The organism is Solidesulfovibrio carbinoliphilus subsp. oakridgensis (assembly GCF_000177215.2).
Classification (GTDB): domain Bacteria; phylum Desulfobacterota; class Desulfovibrionia; order Desulfovibrionales; family Desulfovibrionaceae; genus Solidesulfovibrio; species Solidesulfovibrio carbinoliphilus.
This window is the reverse complement of record NZ_CM001368.1, coordinates 2,078,175-2,095,063: the sequence shown is the minus strand read 5'-3', so window position 1 is coordinate 2,095,063 and position 16,889 is coordinate 2,078,175. Positions and strand designations below refer to the sequence as shown.

The following is a 16,889-nucleotide window of genomic DNA, read 5'->3' as shown; positions in this document are numbered from 1 at the left end:
CGCCGTGGCCACGCCCGAGGAGACCATCGCGGAGATCGTCGGGGCCCCGGGCTGGGACCAGCGGGTGGCCCGGATCCGGCTCATCCCGGAGCGCCACGGCACGGGCGCGCACCAGGCCATCTACGCCGCCGTGGCCCGGCAGGCCTACGTGCCGCACCTGGCCCCGAATTTCGCCTACATCCACAAGGCCGATTTCTACGCCCCGGATTATTTCCAGGCCGTCTACCGGGACACCTTCGCCGCCACGGACGGCTTTTCCCGGGTGGCGGAAGCCGACCTGCGGGCGGTTCTCGAGGCCAACTCCCGGTCGCTTCTGGTCTTTCGGACCATCACCGGCCTGACCCGGGAGGAGTTCGCCCAGTCCACGCGTCTGGCCGGGGAGGCCGAGGGCCTGCCGGGACTGACCGCCGGGAAGATCGATTCCATGGAGCGAAGCGGTTCCAAGACGACGTTTGACCAGGCCCGGGTGGCGGCCCTGACGCTCGTCCGCATCCTGGCCGGGGATCTCTTTGGCGACCCGCCCGGCAACCTGGCCAGCAAGCAGGCCAAGCCCGACACCGAGGCCGGCTGGGACTCGGTCCGGGATTTCGCCCGGGGCGGGGTGCCGTTTGCCGTCTTTCTCCACCAGCGCCACTCCGGCGGGGCCTTCCGGCAGGTCTTGGACGCCACCTCGACCTTGCGCGGCAACCTGCTCGAAGAGGCCGTGGAAACGCTTTTCACGGCCCACGGCATCCCCCACATCCGCACGGGCGCCCACAACCAGGCCGAGATCGCGGCCCGGTTCGAGGTCCGGGTGACGCCGGCTCCGGATTTCATCGTTTACGACCGGGCCGGGAACCTGCGGGCCATGCTCGAATGCAAGACCGTCAACGACGGCGGCACGGCCCGGGACAAGGCCCCGCGCTTCGCCCGCCTTCGGGAGGAGTCGATCCGGCTTGGCGGCGTGCCCCTGGTCGCCGTGCTGGCCGGCATGGGCTGGACCCGGGTCAACGACACCCTGGGGCCGGTGGTCCGGGACACCGACGGCCGGGTCTTCACCCTGGCCAACCTGACCGCCATGCTGGAGATGGCGCCGTTTTCGTCGTTGCTGGAAGACCTCCGGTAGCTTGGGGCAGGAGGGCGGGGGCGTTTCGACGGTTGGTCGCGAAAGGGGGGCGGTCGGCGGCAACACCCGGCCGGCGGGGGAAAACGAGAAACTCCCGGGCGGCCTGGAAAGGGCGGATGGCCGGCTACACGGCCAGATCCAGGACCGTACCCTTGGGGAGGGCCGTGGCCGGGCCGGCCTGGTCCGCCAGATAGGGCAGCATCGAGGCGTTGGACGCGCCGAAGTTTTCGCCCAGGTATTCGTCGGCCTTGCCAAGGGCCGCGCCGAGGCCCTGGCGGGTAAGCCCGGTTTCCTTGAGGCTGCCGGCCAGGATGTCGGCCACGGTCTCGGCCGCGTCCTGGCCGAAGGTGCCGGCGACCGACGACAGGGTGGAGGCCAGGATGCCCTGGACCTGTCCGGCCGCGCCGCCAGCCTCCCCGGCGGCGTGGAAGAGTTCGGTCTTGCCGTTCTGGAAGTAGCCGTTGACCGCGTTGTTGAGCGAGCCGTTGAACTGGGCCATGGCCGCGTCGCCTGAGGCGATGCCGAAATTGCGGTCGATGAACTGAAGCGAGGAGACAAGCGCGTTGCCAAGCGCGTCCTCGCCGCCCGACCCGTTGCCCACCCCCTTGATGACGATGCCCATGACGGCCGTGGCCGCGGCGTCGCCGTGGGTTTCCCGCACATAGTCCACGGTGTCGGCCAGGGCGGATTGCAGGTCCCCGGCCGCGCCGCTTTCGAGGAGTGCCCCGGCGTTGCTGGCCGTCTGGGACGACTGCAAGCGGCGCATGATTTCGGCGGCAAAGGTGTCGGAGGTGCCGGACGGGGCCTTGGTCCCGGCGGCCGTGGCGGCGGTCGCCGCGTTGCCCTCGGAATACCGGCCAAGGGTCAGGCCCCGGGCGCTTGCCGGGGCGCTCGGCAGGAGCGTCGAAAGGTTGGAGGAAAGGGCCGTTACCTGCATGATCCGCCTCGCTCGCGTGGGTCCATGCCTCTCCTATCGGCCGGGGCCGGCCGGGCTTTAGGGCGGCGGGCCTCGTTGCCTCGGCTTTTTCCTTCTGCTACTTCCGGTTGCCACGATTTCGTTTGAAGGATTGCCATGCAGCACCCGTCCCGGCCCGCCATCCTGCGCGTCGCCCTGCACCCCGGGCCGGGGCTCGGCAGCGTCCGTCGCCTGCCCGCGCCCGAGGCCCTGCTCGTCAGCGCCTGGGGCGGCCGGGGGCTGGCCGGGGCCCTGCTGGAGGACTCCCTGGACCTTCCCTGGGACGCCCCCCGGGCGGCGGTCTGCTTTGCCCCTGGCCGGCTGGCCGGCTGTTCCCTGCCCGGGGCCGGCCACCTGTCGGCCGCCTTCCTTTCGCCCCGGACCGGTGGCGCGGCCACGGCCAGCCTCGGCGGCCGCCTGGGAACGGCCTTGGCCCGGGCCGGACTGGCCGCCGTGGTGGTCACGGGCCGGGCCGACCGTCCGGTGGGGCTCGAAGTTCGGGACGACGCGGCCGGGCTGGTCGACGCCCGGGAGCTGGCCGGCCGGCCGACGCCGGCTCTTTTCGACGGGCTGGCCGCCTGGGACGCTGCGGCGGTCGTCGGCCCGGCCGGATGGGCCGGCTCGCCCCTGGCCACGCTGGTGGCCGACCGGTGGCACGACGCCGGCGGCGCGGGCCTTGGCCTGGCCCTGGCGGCCAAGAACTTCGCGTTTCTCGCCGCCACCGGCACGGCTTCCCCGACCGTGGCCGACCCGGACGGCCTGGAGAAGGCCCGGGCGGCCATGGAGCGGCTCATTGCCGCCGCCCCGGCCCTGGCCGGGGCCTGCGGCTTTTCCCGGTGCGGCACGGCCGCCCTGGTCGATCTGCTCGCCGGCCGGAGGATGCTGCCGACGGACAATTTCCGGCGCACGGTTTTCCCGCGCTCTTTCGCCGCCAATGCCCCGCGCCTGGAAGCGGACTTTGGGGCGCATGGGGAAGCCTGCCCCGGCTGTCCGGTCGGCTGCCGCCGGGTCACGGCCGAGGGCCGGCTCCTGCCGGACGTGGACGGTCTCGCCCATTTCACGGCCCTGCTCGGCCTGTCCGACCCGGAACTGGCCGTGGCCGCCCGCAACCGCTGCCTGGACCATGGCCTCCACGCCCCGGGCGCGGCCGCGACGCTCGCCTGCCGGGCCGAAATAACCGGCCAGCCCCTGTCCCCGGACCGGGTGCTTGAGCTTCTCGCCGCCATGGGGGCCATGGACGGGGAAGGGCGCGAGCTTGGCCGGGGCGCGGCCGGCTACGCCGCTTCCGAGGGCCGTCCCGAGGCGGCCATGCAGGTCAAGGGGATGGAACTGCCGGCCTTCGATCCCCGGGGCGCCTACGGGCTGGCCCTGTCCCTGGCCGTCGCCCCGTCCGGGCCGGACCCGTGGCAGGGGGGCTGCCTGGCCCACGAACTTTTGCGCAAGCCAGTGGCCACGGACCGGTTCACCTTCGAGGGCAAGGCCCGGGCCGTGGTGCTCGGGGAAAACGCCGTGGCCGCCGCCGCTTCTCTCGGCGGCTGCGCCCTCCTCTCCCTGGCCGTCGGCCTGGAGGAGTGGGCCCTCGCCCTGGCCGCCGCCACCGGCCGGCCCGTTGCGGCCGGGGATCTGGCCGCCCTTGGCGAGGGGACCGTCCGGGCCGAGCGCGGCCGCAACGCCCGGCGCGGAATGGGGGCGGCCGACGACGACCTGCCGGCCCGGTTTTTCACCGAACCCGGCACCGGCGGCGACGGGTTCGACGTGCCGCCGCTTTCCCGGGCCGACTTCCTGGCCGCCCGGGCCAAGTACTACCGCTTGCGGGGCTGCGACGCCGACGGCCGTCCCACCGGCCCGGAGGCGGCGTGAAGGCCCTGGCCGGCCGGTTCGCCCGGCGCCTGGAGCGGGCGGGCCTCACCCCGCCGGGCGCGGCGGCCGTGGCCTGCCTGGACGAGGACCTGGCTTTTTCCCGGCCACACGATCCGATAAACGGCTTCCTGGCCGCAACCGTCCGGCGCCTGGACGTCTCCTGCCTCATGCTCGTGCCCCCGGCCGAGCCCTACCGGACCATCCTGGAGTTCCTGGCCGGCCGCGAGGCCCCGGCCATCCGGCCCCGGGACTGCGAGACCCGGACCTTTTTCCACGACATCCCGGTGGTGGCCGAAGCCTCGCCGCTTCTCGCGGCCGAGGCCCTGTCCCGGCGCAAGGGGGCCTATTTGCCCGGCCACGGCATCCTGGCCCACGGCGCCCTTTCCCCGGAGCAGGCCTTCATCACGGTCTCCTCGGTGGCCTTTGCCGGATTCGTGAAGTTTTTTTCCGACTACCTCGCCGCCGTCCGGGCCGGCACCGCCGATCTCGCCTTTCGCCGGGCCTTCGACGCGGCTGTGGCCTTCCTGCCGCCGCCGCCCGCCGCCCTGCCCGCCCTGGCCGGGGGGCCGTTCACCGACCGCGAAACCATGCTCGCCGCCATGGCCGAAGCCGGCCGGGCCACGGTGGAGCTCGGGCTGGTGGATTCGGTTTTCGGCAACATTTCCTACAACCTGGACGGCGTGCTGGCCATCAGCCAGACCGGCGCGGCCCTGGACGAGCTCGAAGGGGCCATCGATCTCTGTCCGCTGGACGGTTCGTCCTGCGCGGGACTTACCGCCTCGAGCGAACTTTCGGCCCACGCCGCCCTGGCCCGTCTGGACGGCCGCCGGGCCATCCTCCACGGCCACCCCAGATTCGCGGTCATCCTGTCCATGGCCTGCGACCGGGCAGGCTGTCCCCGCCGCGACGCCTGCCATGTGGCCTGTGACGCCTGCCGGTCCGTGGACGACATTCCCATCGTGCCCGGCGAGGTCGGCGCCGGGCCGCGCGGCCTGGTCCACACCATGCCCCCGGCCCTGGCCGGAAAGCGGGGCGCCATCGTCCTTGGCCACGGCGTCTTCACCATGGGCGCGGACGATTTCAACGAGGCCCTGGCCTCGCTTGGCGCCATCGAAACCCTGTGCCGGGCCCGCTATTTCGAAGCGCTCGGCGCCATCCCCCTCTGAAAACGGAGTCTCCATGCAAGGATCAGATACCGGCCCCGGGCTGCGGCTGAGCGTCGTCATCCCGGTCTACAACGAGGTGAAAACCCTGGAAGCGGTGCTGGACAAGGTGCTGGCCCGGCCCGAGACCTGGGAGGTGATCCTGGTGGACGACGCCTCCCGCGACGGCAGCCGGGATTATCTGCGTACCCTGGAGGGGACCGACCGGGTGCGGGTGCTCTTTCACGAAAAAAACCGGGGCAAGGGCGCGGCCCTGCGCACCGGATTCGCCGCCGCCGTAGGCGATCTGGTCCTCATCCAGGACGCGGACCTGGAATACGATCCCGAGGACTATCCCCATCTCCTAGCCCCCATCCTCTCGGGCAAGGCCGATGTGGTCTTCGGTTCGCGCTTTCTCGGCGGCCCCCACCGGGTGCTCTATTTCTGGCACTCCGTGGCCAACAGGGTGCTGACCCTTTTTTCCAACATGCTAAACGACATCAATCTCTCGGACATGGAAGTCTGCTACAAGGTCTTTCGCCGCGAGATCCTCGAGAAGATCGCCATCGAGAGCGACCGGTTCGGCGTGGAGCCGGAACTGACGGCCAAGGTGGCCCGGCTCGGGGCCCGCATCTACGAGGTGCCGGTCTCCTACTACGGCCGCACCTACGAGGAAGGCAAAAAGATCGGCTGGCGCGACGGCCTGGCCGCCTTCTGGTGGATCGCCAGGTTCGGGATTTTTCACCGGGGGTAGCGGGGATAAAGAGAAAGATGCCTCCGGCGGCCGGGAGGGGATGATCCCCTCCCGGACCCTCCCCGACGGGGGAGGGGACAGCTAGGAGGTGGGCGGGTTTTCCAGGGCGAGAAGGGCCTCTTTTTTGTCCAGGCCGCCGGCGTAGCCGGTCAGCCGGCCGTCGGCCCCGACCACCCGGTGGCAGGGGATGAGGATCGAGATGGGATTTTTTCCCACGGCCGCGCCCACGGCCCGCACGCTCCGGGGCCGGCCGATCCGCCGGGCCAGCTCGCCGTAGGTGGCCGTTTCGCCGTGGCCGATGGCGAGCAGGGCCTCCCACACCGCCTGCTGGAAGGCCGTGCCGGCCGGGGCGAGACGGATGTCGAAGACCCGCCGCCGGCCGGCCAGGTACTCGCCCAGCTGCCGCGCCGCCCGGTCGAGGACGTCGCCAGGGCAGGCCTGGCCGCACGGCGGCGGGGCGGCGGGAAAGTGCTTCTGGCCCAAAAACCAGACGCCTGTCAGGACGTCGCCCTCGGCCGTAAGCAGCATCGGCCCCAGGCGGCTTTCGTATCGGATCGCGCGTTTCATGCCGTTTCTCCTTGCAAGCTCCGCCACAGGTGCATGACGGCGTAGGCCCGCCACGGCCGCCAGCCGGCGGCCCGTTCCAGCACCCGCTTCGGATCGGTTTCCCCAAGCGCCTTTTTGACGCCAAAGTCCGTGTGCGGGAAGGCGTCGGGCCAGGCCAGGGCCCGCATGGCGATGTAGTCCGCCGTCCAGGCCCCGATGCCGGGCAGGGCGAGCAGGGCCGCGCGTGTGGCCGCCACGTCCGCCGCCGGCGACAGGACCAGCCCCCCCTCGGCCATGGCCCGGGCCAGGCCGATGATCGCCCGGGCCCGGGCGGCGAGGATGCCCTGGGAGGCGATGGCGTCGACCGTGAGGCCGGCCACCCGGGCAGGACCCGGGAAGACCGTGGTCAGGTCCGCAAACGGCGTGCTGACGGGCTCGCCGAAAGCGGCCGCGAACCGCCGGGCCAGGGTCCGCGCCCCGGCCACCGTCACCTGCTGGCCGAGGATGGCCCGCACCGCCACCTCGAACCCGTCCGCCGCCCCGGGCAGGCGCAGGCCCTCGTGGCCGTCCGCCAGGCCCGCAAGTCCCGCGGCAATGGCCGCCGGATCGCAGGCCAGATCGAAAAGGTGCGACACCCGTGTGAGCACCGCCGGCAGCACCGGCAACAGCCCGGCCGCAACCGTCACCCGCACCGCGTTTTTCGCCGGCGCGTGGGCCACGGCCAGCCAGCCGGCGTGGACCACGCCGTTTCGGGAAATCGCCAGGGTGCGCCGGTAGACGCCGTCCGCCACCGCCTCCACACCGCCGATACTGCGCAGGCAAAGAAAGCCAAGCAGCCCGTCCCAGTCGTAGGGCGGCCGGTAGCCGAGCGTCAGGGTCGGCGCGTCCCCGGCCGGAAGCCTGCCGGGCTCGCCCTGGCGCACCGCCGTCGGCGTCAGGCCGTAGCGGCTCCGGAAAAGGGCGTTGAACCGCCGCAGGCTGGCAAATCCGCTGGCATAGGCCACATCCGTCACCGGCATGGCCGTGTCCGTGAGCAGGCTTTTGGCCAATAAGAGCCGCTGGGTCTGGGCAAAGGCCACGGGCGAGACGCCAAGGAGGCTCCCGAACACCCGGCGAAGATGCCGGGACGTGACCCCGAGCCGGTCGCACAGGCCCGCAAGGCCGCCCTCGGCAAGCGCCCCCTCATTGATCAGCCGCACCGCCGCAAAGGCCAGCCGCCGGCCCGCGTCGGTGCCGGGCAGGCCCGGCGCCACCTCCGGCCGGCAGAGCAGGCACGGCCGGAAGCCCGCGCCCTCGGCCGCCGCCGCGCTCGGGAAGAACCGGCAGTTCTCCTCCCGTGGCAACCGGGCCGTGCACACCGGCCGGCAATAGATGCCCGTGGACGTCACGCCGGCGAAAAAACGGCCGTCAAAACGCGCGTCCCTGGCGGCAAAGGCCCGGTAGCATCCGGCTGGGTCGAGCTTCATGGGAAGAGGATAGCGGCCTGCGTCCGCCAGGGCTGGCCGTTTTCGGACCTGGCAGCGCTCGCCGCGACGATGTTCACTGGGACCGGCCGCCCGGCCGCCAGGCCAGATAGGCCAGCCTGGCCCCGGCCACGGCCAGGGGCAGGCAGATCGCGAGCAGCACCACGGCCGGGAAATTGGTGGCGAAAAACGGAATGGACCCCAGGAAATAGCCGCCCGCCACGTAGAGCGCCGTCCACGGGGCCTTGCCGAGCAGGTTGTAGGCCGTGAAAGGACGCCACGGCATGGCCGCGACGCCGGCCACCAACGGCGCCAGCGAACGCAGGACCGGCACGAACCGGGCGGCCACGATGGTCAGGCCGCCATGCTCCTCGTAATACCGGTGGGCCAGTTCCAGGTGCCGCGCCCGGACAAAGGGCAGGGTCCGCCCCCGGCCGAACGCGCGCCCGAGCCACCGGCCAAAGGCATAATTGAGCTCGTCGCCGCCAAAGGCCGCCAGCATGCCGCCGACCAGGATCGGCCACACCGACAGCGTTCCCCGGGCGGCCAGGGCCGAAGCCGCGAACAGCACCGTGTCGCTCGGCAGGATGCCCGTGACCACGAAGCCCGTTTCCGCGAAAATCACCAACCAGATGACCGCGTACACCCGCCACCCGTCCGCCGCCGCCAGCCCGGCCAGCCGCGTGTCCAGGTGCAGCAGGAAGTCCGCGATGTCGCCCGCCAGTTCCATGTCCGCCATGTACCCGGCGTTGCGCGCGAGGTCCAGGGGAAGGAGGGAGAGGGGGAGAAGACGAAGAGGCCTCCGGCGGCCGGGAGGGGCTAAGCCCCTCCCAAACCCTCCCTATCGGGACAATCGGTGCTGCCGCGACCCAAACCGGGCCGCCACCCCTGTGCCCCGCCCAGGGGGTCCGGGGGGGATGATCCCCCCCGGCCGCCGGAGGCATCTTATTTTTCTCTACTTCACGTGCAACGCGCTCGCATCGGACAATAACTCGTTGATCCGGGCGACCATCTGGTGCGGGTCGGCCAGGTAGCCGTCGAGGAGGAGCGCCGAGTCGTAGAGTTGTTCCACGGCCCGGCCGAGGAAGGGGTCGGCGGCGTCGCGGCGGTAGATGGAGAGCAGGTTGCGGATGAGCGGGTGGTCGCGGTTGAGTTCCAGGGCTTTCTTGGGAATGGAGGTGTCCTTGCTGACCAGCCGCATGATCTTTTGCATGCTCGACGTCATGTGGTCGTCCGGGGAGACCAGGCAGGACGGGCTCTGGGTCAGGCGGGTGGACAGGCGCACCTCGGTCACGCGGTCGCCGAGGAGCTCCTTGGTCTTTTTGAGGAAATCGTCGAAGGCGGCTTCATCGTCCTTGGACAGTTCCGGGGCCTCGGGTTTGGGGGCGGTGCCTTCGAAGGCGTCGAGCTCCGAGGCGTCGGCCAGTTCGGCGGACTTGAGTTGCAGCTCCTTGTAGGTGCCGATGGTGTCCATGATGAACTCGTCCACCGGCTCGTGCAGATAGAGGACTTCCAGGCCCTTGGACCGGAAGATTTCCAGGTGCGGGTTGAGGTCCAGGGCGGCGCGGGAGGGGCCGGACAGGTAGTAGATGGACTTCTGGCCTTCCTTGGCCCGTTCGACGTAGGCGGCAAGCGAGGTGAAGCCGGCGTCCGGGTCGATGGCCGAGGAATCGAAGCGCATGAGGTCGGCGAAAGCCTCGCGGTTGGCGTAGTCGCCGTAACCGAGTTTGAGGGCCTGCCCGTGTTCCTTGAAGAATTCGGCGTAGGCGTCCGGGTTTTCCTTGGCCAGGTTTTTGAGCTTGTCGAGGACCTGCTTGACGAGCACGGACTGGATCTTGCGCAGGACGATGTTCTCCTGGAGCGTTTCCCGGGAAAGGTTCAGCGGCAGGTCCTCGGTATCGACCACGCCGCGCACGAAGCCGAGATACTCGGGGATGAGCTCCTTGGTCTCCTTGGAGATGAGCACCCGGCGGACGTACAGGTCGAGGCCGTGGTGGAGCGCCTCGCGAAAGGCCATGGGCCCGAGTCCCTTTTTGGGGATGAAAAGGAGCGCCGTGAACTGGACCGGCGCGTCCACGCTGACGTGGATGGTGGCCAGGGGCTCGTCGGTGTCGTAGGTCAGGAACTGATAGAATTCCTTGTATTGCTCCGGGGTGACGGAGAATTTGGATTCGCGCCACAGGGCCGGGATGGTGTTGGTCTTCTCGCCGTCGACCAGGATGGGGAAGGAGATGAAGTTGGAGTGGGTGCGAAGGACGGCCTTCAGGCGTTCGGGGTCGGCATATTCCTTGGTGTCGGCCTTGAGGGTGATGTCGATGGAGGTGCCGCGCGGGACCTCGCCTTCCACGTCCTCGATGGTGAAGTTGCCCGAGCCGTCGGAAATCCACCGGGCCGGGGCCGCGTCGGCGTGGAGCGAGCGCGAGGTGACCGTGACTTTGTCGGCCACCATGAAGACGGAGTAGAAGCCGACGCCGAAGCGGCCGATGAGGTTGGAGGCGGCGTCCTTGTTCTCGGCGTTGTCGGCCACGGATTTCATGAAGGCCTCGGTGCCGGACTTGGCGATGGTGCCGAGGTGGTCCACGAGTTCCTCGCGGCTCATGCCGCAGCCGGTGTCGGCCACGGTCAGCCGGCCGCCGTCCTTGTCCGTGGTGATGCGGATTTCAAGGGGGGTGTCGGGATCGGCCACGGCCGTGCCGCGGCTGGTTTCGAAGCGCAGCTTGTCCAGGGCGTCGGAGGCGTTGGACACCAGTTCGCGCAGGAATATCTCGCGGTTGGTGTAGATGGAGTGGGTGATGATATCGAGCAGCTTGCGGATTTCGGCGCGAAATTCGTGGGTCTCGCCTTTGGGCGTGGCGGTCATGCGTGGCTCCTTTCTCAAGTGGATTTTCGTGCCGGCTTGGGGCGGAAAAAAGGCGCTCCCCGGCCGTACCGGACGCGGCCGGCGGGACGGTTGCCCCTGGCGGATACGGGCAAAAAAATAAGGAGCCGAATGTCGGTGTCAAGGCCCGACGGACTGCGGGAAGAGGTGCCGGGAAGGGGGATTGCCCCATTGACAGGGCCGGGTGCTTGTATATGTTTCAGGATGAGGAAAAACCACTTTCGGGAGGTGGATATATGGTCATTGATCTGAGTCCGTTTTATGGGGCCACAACCCCTTTTGACAGGCTTTTCGAGTCGTTATGGCCGTCCATGGCCATAAGCCAGCGCAGCATGGCCTATCCGCCGATCAACATCGGCGAGGATGACGAGAACCTCTACGTGCGGTGCGAGATCCCGGGAATGGACATGGAGGCGCTGGATCTGACGCTCACCGACTCGAGCCTGGTCATCAAGGGCGAGCGGCAGGCGGTCAAGGGCAAGTACTACCGCCAGGAGCGGCCGACGGGGTTTTTTCAGCGCGTGGTCAACATCCAGGCCGGCGTGGCCCGGGAAAAGGTGTCGGCCACCATGCGCGACGGCGTGCTGGAAGTGGTCCTGCCCAAATCCGACGAGAGCAAGCCCAAAAAGATCAGCATCGAACCCGTGTAAGAGGCGCGGCCGCGCCGGGAGGACAACCATGACGGACAATGAAGCCAGGACCGAGGAGCGCCGGCTGCCCCGCGTCAAGCCGGCCACGGACATCATCGAACGGGAAGACGGTTTTTATATATACGTCGACATGCCGGGCGTCGCCAAAAGCGAGCTTGTCATCGACCTCAACGAGGACGAGCTCAAGGTGTCGGGCAAGGCCGAATACGCCCTGCCGGAAGGCCAGAAGCTCGGGCACGTGGAGTTCGGCGGGGGCGAGTATTTCCGCAGCTTCACGGTGTCGCACATCGTGGACAAGGAGAAGATCAAGGCCACGCTCAAGGACGGGGTGCTGGAACTGTACCTGCCGCGCCTTGAACGGGTGCAGCCTCGCAAGATCGAGATCCAGGCCGGGTGATCCGGGCCATGGCCTTTGCCGGGATGCGGTGTGCCGCATCCCGGCTTTTTTTTGTCCGGGCAGGCGGGTTTTGGGCAAGGAGCGGCCTTGTCCGCCGGTATTTGGTGTATAAATTAACATTTCAAAAGTGTAAGAAAGCGGATCTTCCTTTCTGGACTGCATGGGCGAGCATGCAAAACCCTTGCAAAGAAACGATGCCGGGCTGAAAATAATTGACAAACAGGGGGGCATACCGCAGGTTGGGGCGCTTTTGAAGCGACTTTGAAGACAGGAAGGAGATTCCATGGAAGATTACCTTAAAAGCGCTCTGGAGATAGTCCGGGCCCAGGCGTCCGTGCGCCATATGACCGATGAGGAGATCACGTCCATGATCCGCCGACTGGCGGTCGGCATCCGTGACATCAGTGGCGAGGTGCCGGCCGGCGTGGCCGAGCAGACGATGGACATGGATGCGAAAAAAGCGATCAAGGAAAAATCCGTCACCTGCATGGAATGCGGCAAATCGTTCAAGGTGATCACCAAAAAGCATCTGGCTTCCCACGGCCTGACCCCCGAGGAATACAAGGCCAAGCACGGCTACAAGAAATCCATGCCCCTGGTGTGCAAGTCGTTGCAGCGGGATCGGCGCAAGAAAATGAAGGATATGCGTCTGTGGGAGAAGAAGGGAAAAGTGGTGGCCTAAGGCGTGGGTTTTCGCTATATCTCGGACCGAAATCGCGACCGGCCGCGCCGTTTCCCACGGTCTCCCCGTTTTCGGGCCCGGGACGTCGCGGCAATCACACGATAAGGAGATCGCACGCTCATGGCTAAAACAGACATCATCGCCAAAATCCAGGCCAATGCCGGCATCGCCACCAAGGCCGAGGCGGGAAAGGTCCTTGACGCCGTTCTGGGAGCCATCCAGGACTCCCTGGTGTCGGGCGAGGCCTTGACCCTGACCGGTTTCGGCACCTTCAAGGTGTCCGAGAGGGCTGCCCGCACCGGTCGCGATCCCCGCACCGGCAATGCCATCGACATCCCGGCTTCCAAAGCCGTCCGGTTCACCCCGGGCAAGACCCTGAAGGATGCCGTGAAGTAATTTTCGCCGCCATTGGGCAATCAAAAGGCCGTGGGCGACCACGGCCTTTTTTTATGGCGCGCGGCAAGGGGAGATGCCTCCGGCGGCCGGGGGAACCCTTTTTGAAAAAAGGGTTCCCCCGGACCCCTTCCCAAAAACTTTTCGCGGGGTGCGCGGGGGATAGGACCCCGGACGAGGGGATCCGGGGGGAATCACTTCCCCCGGCCGCCGGAGGCCTCTTCCTAATCTTAGGGCCGCTTGGCCCAGCCGAGGAGGTGGAAGCCGGTTTCCGGGTCCTTGGCCCGGGCCAGGTCGGTGCCGAGGATCTCGAGCACCACCACCTCGAAAATCTTCCACACGTCGAGGCCCGGCCGCACGCACCCGGCCCGGGTGTCCTCGCCCCGGCCGAGCACGGCGTGCATGTGGAGCGTGGGCCGGCCGCTTGCCGCATCCGGGAAGAGCGTGCCCACGCAGGCCGCCTCGTGGACGTTGCCGATGGCCGTGAGCATGGCCAAAGGCGGCATGGCGGCGCCGTCCTCGGGCCCGACCACCAGATTGCCGTTTTCGAGGCCCCCCAGGGCCAGGACCACGGCCGAGCGCACCTCGCGGGTCCCGGCAAAGGCCTCGATGGCGTCCGGGATCCGGTCGTCGTCGCCCAGACGCAAGACAAACACGCGGCCAAGCCGGCCTTCGGATACGATCATACGCTCCCCCTGTGTGGTCTCGACTGCGGTTGGACCCGGGGCCATGCTCCCGGGCCGGACGTCCAGGCCTCCATACGCCGGGCCGGCTTCCGGTTCAAGGCGGACCGGCCGCCTGGCCATGCGCCCCCTGGCCGATCGGATTCTTCGAACACCCCCTTCGATTCTCTTCGTTCGCCAGGGGCGGCGTTCGGGACTATTGGCGGATTTGACGCGGCATTTTGCCGCCCATAACCTACCAAGGAGTCGCCATGTCTCACGCTCTCGACGCAGCTGTGCTCAAAAATCTGGAAGACGGGTATCTGTGTTCGGAAAGTGTGCTGCTGGCCGCAGCCGGACATATGGGCCTGGCCTGGGACCGCTTGCCAGCCATCGCCACCGGGCTTGGCGGCGGCATGGGTGGCCTTGGCCACGTGTGCGGGGCCCTGGCCGGCGCGGCCCTGGCCCTTGGAATGGCCAAGGGCCGCAACACGCCCGGGGAGGACCTGTTCGCCTGCATGGCCGATGTCCAGGTCCTGGCCGAGGACTTTGCCGAGCGTTTCGGCAGCATCGACTGCCGGGACATCCTGGGAGAGTTCTCCATCGACCTGCGCACCGAGGAAGGCCGGGCCCGGGCCATGGCCATGCGGCTGCCGGAGCTGCCGTGCAAAGACTGCTGCCTGTTCGCCGTGCGGGCCCTGACACGGCTGCTGCCCGCCAAAGCCTAGGGGCGCGGCCATGAAAAAAACCTGTTTTTTCAGGAACAACCATTCATACTAATTAATTCTTAAGGATCGCAACACGAGGTTGCCGCCGCAGGCTGCTCCCGCTCGGAAGCAGCCTGCGGCCAGGCGGCACGCGACAGGTCCATGAAAAAGGCCAGCGAGGGGGACAGCCATTTTTCGCGGTGCCACAGCATGTTGACGGGCAGGTCGTCCGGCAGGCCGGGCAGGATCAGTTCGCTGGCCCGGCCGCCGGCAAGCTCTCCGGCCAGGGCGATCCGGGGCAGGAAGGCGCAGCCGCCCGAGGTCGCGAAGAGGGCGTTTTTGAGGGCCGTCAGACTGCTGCAATCGAGCCAGACATTTCCTTCGACCCCGTGCCGGCCGAGGCAACGCTGCAGCACCGACCGGGCCGAGGTGTCGGACGAGGCGCAAAGGAGCAGCCGGCGGGCCAGATCGGCCGGTTCGATCCCGACCGGCCCGACGCCCCAGTCGGCGACGTTTCCGGCCAGGACCAGGGCCTCGGTTCCGATGCGTTCGATGCAGCAATTGTCCGCCGGCCTGGCCTCGCCGACCAGAAAGGCCAGATCGAGCCCCTTTTCCAGATACCGCCGGACACCATGGCTGGAACTGCCGCGCAACCGCAGGCCGACGGCCGGATGGGCCTGCCGGAACCGGGGCAGGAGGGCCGGAAACCGGTAGGCGGCGAGTGTTTCCGGCATCCGGATGGCCAGCATGCCCGGACAGGCCTGTTCGCCCTGGGCGGCGGACACGCTGTCTTCGGCCAAATCCAGCAGCCTGCCGGCATAAGGCAGAAACCGCGCCCCCGCTTCGGTCAGGCGGATGCCTTTTTCCAGCCGGTCAAAGAGCTTGATTTGCAGCTCCTCCTCCAGGGCCTGGACATGGGCGGAAACCGTGGACGGGGCGTAATGGAGCACGGCGGCCGCCCGGCGAAAGCTCAGGAGGCCGGCCACGGACACGAAGGTCCTGACGTTTCGCAGTTCCATGACCGCAGGCTAAGCCCCTTTGTCCGGGAAGGAAAGACCGGGCCCGGCCGGGACCCGCCGCAAAAAAGGGGACCGGCACAAGCGCGCCGGTCCCCCCATGGGTCTTGCGTCACAGTGCGGCCTAGCCGAGCTTGTCGGCGATGGCCTTGCCGATGGTCCGTCCCATGTCCACGCAGGCGGCCAGCTGCTCGTGGGTCGGCACGTAGAGGATGCGGACCGGGTCCACGGGCATTTCCATGCCCATTTCCCCGAGCCAGCCGGCGATGTCTTTGACGGCCTCGCCGCTCCAGCCGTAGGAGCCGAACGCGCCGCCGATCTTGCCCTTGGGTTTGAGGCCCTTCATGTAGGTCAGCATATCCGCGACCTTGGGCAACATGCCGTTGTTGTGGGTGGCCGAACCCACCAGCACGGCGGCCGCGTCCCAGACCTCCTCCATGACATCGGAGTGGTCGAAGACGTGCAGGTTCATGAGCTTGACCGAGACGCCGTGCTCCATGAGGCCCGTGGCAATGGCGTGGGCCATGTGCTCGGTCGAATGCCACATGGTGTCAAAGACCAGGACCGCCTTTTTCTTCTGCTTCTGGGCGGCCAGCTCCTTGTAGCGCTCGATGACCCAGGCCACGTCTTCCGGGGTGCGGAACATGAGGCCGTGGTCCGGGGCGATGCAGCGGACATCGAGCTTCATGGACTCGATGGTCTCGATGGTCTTCTGGGCGATGGGGGAAAAGGGCAGGACGATGTTGGCGTAGTAGCGGTCGAGCTGCTTTTGGAGCAGGTGCCGGTCCACTTCGTCGGCGAACCGTTCGCTGGTGGCCCAGTTCTGGCCGAAGGCGTCGGAAGAAATGAGCAGGCCGTCTTCCGGCACATAGGTGGCCATGTTGTCCGGCCAGTGGAGCATGCGGGTCTCCAGGAACTGGAGGGTCCGCTTGCCAAGGGAAATCGACGAACCGGTCTTGACCACCTCGATGGGCCAGCCCGTGCAGTCGAAATGGGCGCGCAGTGCCCGTTCCCCCATGGGCGAGGTCAGGATCTTCTCGGGCCGGGTGCGGGCCACCAGATCCGGCAGGCCGCCGGAATGGTCCATTTCCACATGGTTGACGATCAGGTAGTCGACCTTTTCCGGTTTGACCACATGGGCCAGGCGGCACAGCATTTCGTCGCTGTGGGTGGCCTTGACCGAGTCGAACAAGGCGATTTTCTCGTCCTTGATCAAAAAGGCGTTGTAGGTTGTCCCGGTGGGCGCGGTCATATAGCCGTGGAAGTCGCGGCACTCCCAATCGACTGACCCCACCCAGTAGACATCCTTGCAGATTTCCACAGGGCGCATGGGATTCCTCAGGCGGCCGCGCGGGGGCGCGGCGGGATCACAGGTTAGGCTTTGTTGAATTCACTTTTGGGCGCGCCGCAGACCGGGCAGACCCAGTCCTCGGGGATGTCTTCGAACTTGGTGCCCGGGGCCACGCCGTTGTCAGGGTCGCCGGCGGCGGGATCGTACACGTAGCCGCAGATGCTGCATTCGTATTTGTCCATGGGGGGTCTCCTTTGGGGTTGAACCGGTTGAGCAATCCTTATTTGCCCCCAGCGCCGGGTCCGCCAAGCGCCCTTGCCTGAGCGGCAACAAGGTCAATTCCCGTCGGTACGGCTTGCCCCAAGGGGGCGCCTGCTTTCGCGTCGCT

At 68.0% G+C, this 16,889-nt stretch carries 18 protein-coding genes; 9 read left to right on the top strand and 9 right to left on the bottom strand.

Annotated elements, in window-relative coordinates; translation table 11 throughout:
• Positions 1–4: 4 nt before the first annotated feature.
• On the top strand, positions 5–1,105 hold the full coding sequence (locus tag DFW101_RS09110) for a hypothetical protein (protein ID WP_009181217.1): 1,101 nt from the start codon (positions 5–7) through the stop codon (positions 1,103–1,105).
• Between the two features lie 124 nt (positions 1,106–1,229).
• Here the strand turns inward: DFW101_RS09110 and DFW101_RS09105 are convergent, their stop codons facing one another.
• On the bottom strand, positions 1,230–2,042 hold the full coding sequence (locus DFW101_RS09105) for a hypothetical protein (protein WP_009181216.1): 813 nt from the start codon (positions 2,040–2,042) through the stop codon (positions 1,230–1,232).
• Between the two features lie 135 nt (positions 2,043–2,177).
• On the opposite strand from DFW101_RS09105, the gene DFW101_RS09100 reads away from it, so the two are divergent.
• The 3 genes from DFW101_RS09100 to DFW101_RS09090 are packed head-to-tail and all read left to right on the top strand — an operon-like array spanning position 2,178 to position 5,816.
• Positions 2,178–3,920, top strand: coding sequence for an aldehyde ferredoxin oxidoreductase C-terminal domain-containing protein (locus tag DFW101_RS09100; protein WP_009181215.1), 1,743 nt, complete (start codon positions 2,178–2,180; stop codon positions 3,918–3,920).
• A complete protein-coding gene (locus DFW101_RS09095) occupies positions 3,917–5,086 on the top strand; it encodes a class II aldolase/adducin family protein (RefSeq protein WP_009181214.1) in 1,170 nt (389 codons plus the stop codon). Before DFW101_RS09100 ends, DFW101_RS09095 begins: the two co-directional genes overlap by 4 nt.
• A gap of 13 nt (positions 5,087–5,099) precedes the next feature.
• Entirely contained in the window at positions 5,100–5,816 is a 717-nt protein-coding gene (locus DFW101_RS09090) for a glycosyltransferase family 2 protein (protein WP_009181213.1), read from the top strand.
• Positions 5,817–5,897: 81 nt separating this feature from the next.
• Here the strand turns inward: DFW101_RS09090 and DFW101_RS09085 are convergent, their stop codons facing one another.
• The 4 genes from DFW101_RS09085 to htpG form a co-directional block, all read right to left on the bottom strand.
• Positions 5,898–6,383, bottom strand: coding sequence for a methylated-DNA--[protein]-cysteine S-methyltransferase (locus tag DFW101_RS09085; RefSeq protein WP_009181212.1), 486 nt, complete (start codon positions 6,381–6,383; stop codon positions 5,898–5,900).
• Complete coding sequence (gene alkA / locus DFW101_RS09080) at positions 6,380–7,828, bottom strand: DNA-3-methyladenine glycosylase 2 (protein ID WP_009181211.1); 1,449 nt, start codon at positions 7,826–7,828, stop codon at positions 6,380–6,382. Before alkA ends, DFW101_RS09085 begins: the two co-directional genes overlap by 4 nt.
• Before the next feature lie 73 nt (positions 7,829–7,901).
• On the bottom strand, positions 7,902–8,564 hold the full coding sequence (locus DFW101_RS09075) for a VTT domain-containing protein (protein WP_009181210.1): 663 nt from the start codon (positions 8,562–8,564) through the stop codon (positions 7,902–7,904).
• 216 nt (positions 8,565–8,780) lie between these two features.
• Entirely contained in the window at positions 8,781–10,685 is a 1,905-nt protein-coding gene (htpG, locus tag DFW101_RS09070; protein WP_009181209.1) for a molecular chaperone HtpG, read from the bottom strand.
• A 254-nt stretch (positions 10,686–10,939) separates the two neighbouring features.
• On the opposite strand from htpG, the gene DFW101_RS09065 reads away from it, so the two are divergent.
• The 4 genes from DFW101_RS09065 (at position 10,940) to DFW101_RS09050 (ending at position 12,828) form a co-directional block, all read left to right on the top strand.
• Positions 10,940–11,353, top strand: a complete 414-nt coding sequence (locus tag DFW101_RS09065) for an Hsp20/alpha crystallin family protein (protein WP_009181208.1) — start codon at positions 10,940–10,942, stop codon at positions 11,351–11,353.
• Between the two features lie 28 nt (positions 11,354–11,381).
• Positions 11,382–11,750, top strand: coding sequence for an Hsp20/alpha crystallin family protein (locus DFW101_RS09060; RefSeq protein ID WP_009181207.1), 369 nt, complete (start codon positions 11,382–11,384; stop codon positions 11,748–11,750).
• Between the two features lie 283 nt (positions 11,751–12,033).
• Positions 12,034–12,432 carry a Ros/MucR family transcriptional regulator gene (locus tag DFW101_RS09055; RefSeq protein ID WP_009181206.1) on the top strand — a complete coding sequence of 133 codons (399 nt, stop codon included), beginning with the start codon at positions 12,034–12,036 and terminating at the stop codon, positions 12,430–12,432.
• 120 nt (positions 12,433–12,552) lie between these two features.
• Positions 12,553–12,828 carry an HU family DNA-binding protein gene (locus DFW101_RS09050; RefSeq protein ID WP_009107526.1) on the top strand — a complete coding sequence of 92 codons (276 nt, stop codon included), beginning with the start codon at positions 12,553–12,555 and terminating at the stop codon, positions 12,826–12,828.
• Between the two features lie 227 nt (positions 12,829–13,055).
• Here the strand turns inward: DFW101_RS09050 and DFW101_RS09045 are convergent, their stop codons facing one another.
• Positions 13,056–13,511 carry a PPC domain-containing DNA-binding protein gene (locus tag DFW101_RS09045; RefSeq protein WP_009181205.1) on the bottom strand — a complete coding sequence of 152 codons (456 nt, stop codon included), beginning with the start codon at positions 13,509–13,511 and terminating at the stop codon, positions 13,056–13,058.
• A 248-nt stretch (positions 13,512–13,759) separates the two neighbouring features.
• On the opposite strand from DFW101_RS09045, the gene DFW101_RS09040 reads away from it, so the two are divergent.
• Positions 13,760–14,215, top strand: coding sequence for a C-GCAxxG-C-C family (seleno)protein (locus DFW101_RS09040; RefSeq protein WP_009181204.1), 456 nt, complete (start codon positions 13,760–13,762; stop codon positions 14,213–14,215).
• Positions 14,216–14,274: 59 nt separating this feature from the next.
• On the opposite strand, the gene DFW101_RS09035 is transcribed toward DFW101_RS09040, so the two are convergent.
• The 3 genes from DFW101_RS09035 to rd form a co-directional block, all read right to left on the bottom strand.
• Positions 14,275–15,213, bottom strand: coding sequence for a LysR family transcriptional regulator (locus tag DFW101_RS09035; protein WP_009181203.1), 939 nt, complete (start codon positions 15,211–15,213; stop codon positions 14,275–14,277).
• A gap of 121 nt (positions 15,214–15,334) precedes the next feature.
• A complete protein-coding gene (locus tag DFW101_RS09030; RefSeq protein ID WP_009181202.1) occupies positions 15,335–16,540 on the bottom strand; it encodes an FprA family A-type flavoprotein in 1,206 nt (401 codons plus the stop codon).
• A gap of 44 nt (positions 16,541–16,584) precedes the next feature.
• A complete protein-coding gene (rd, locus tag DFW101_RS09025) occupies positions 16,585–16,743 on the bottom strand; it encodes a rubredoxin (RefSeq protein WP_009109513.1) in 159 nt (52 codons plus the stop codon).
• Between the last annotated feature and the right edge of the window lie 146 nt (positions 16,744–16,889).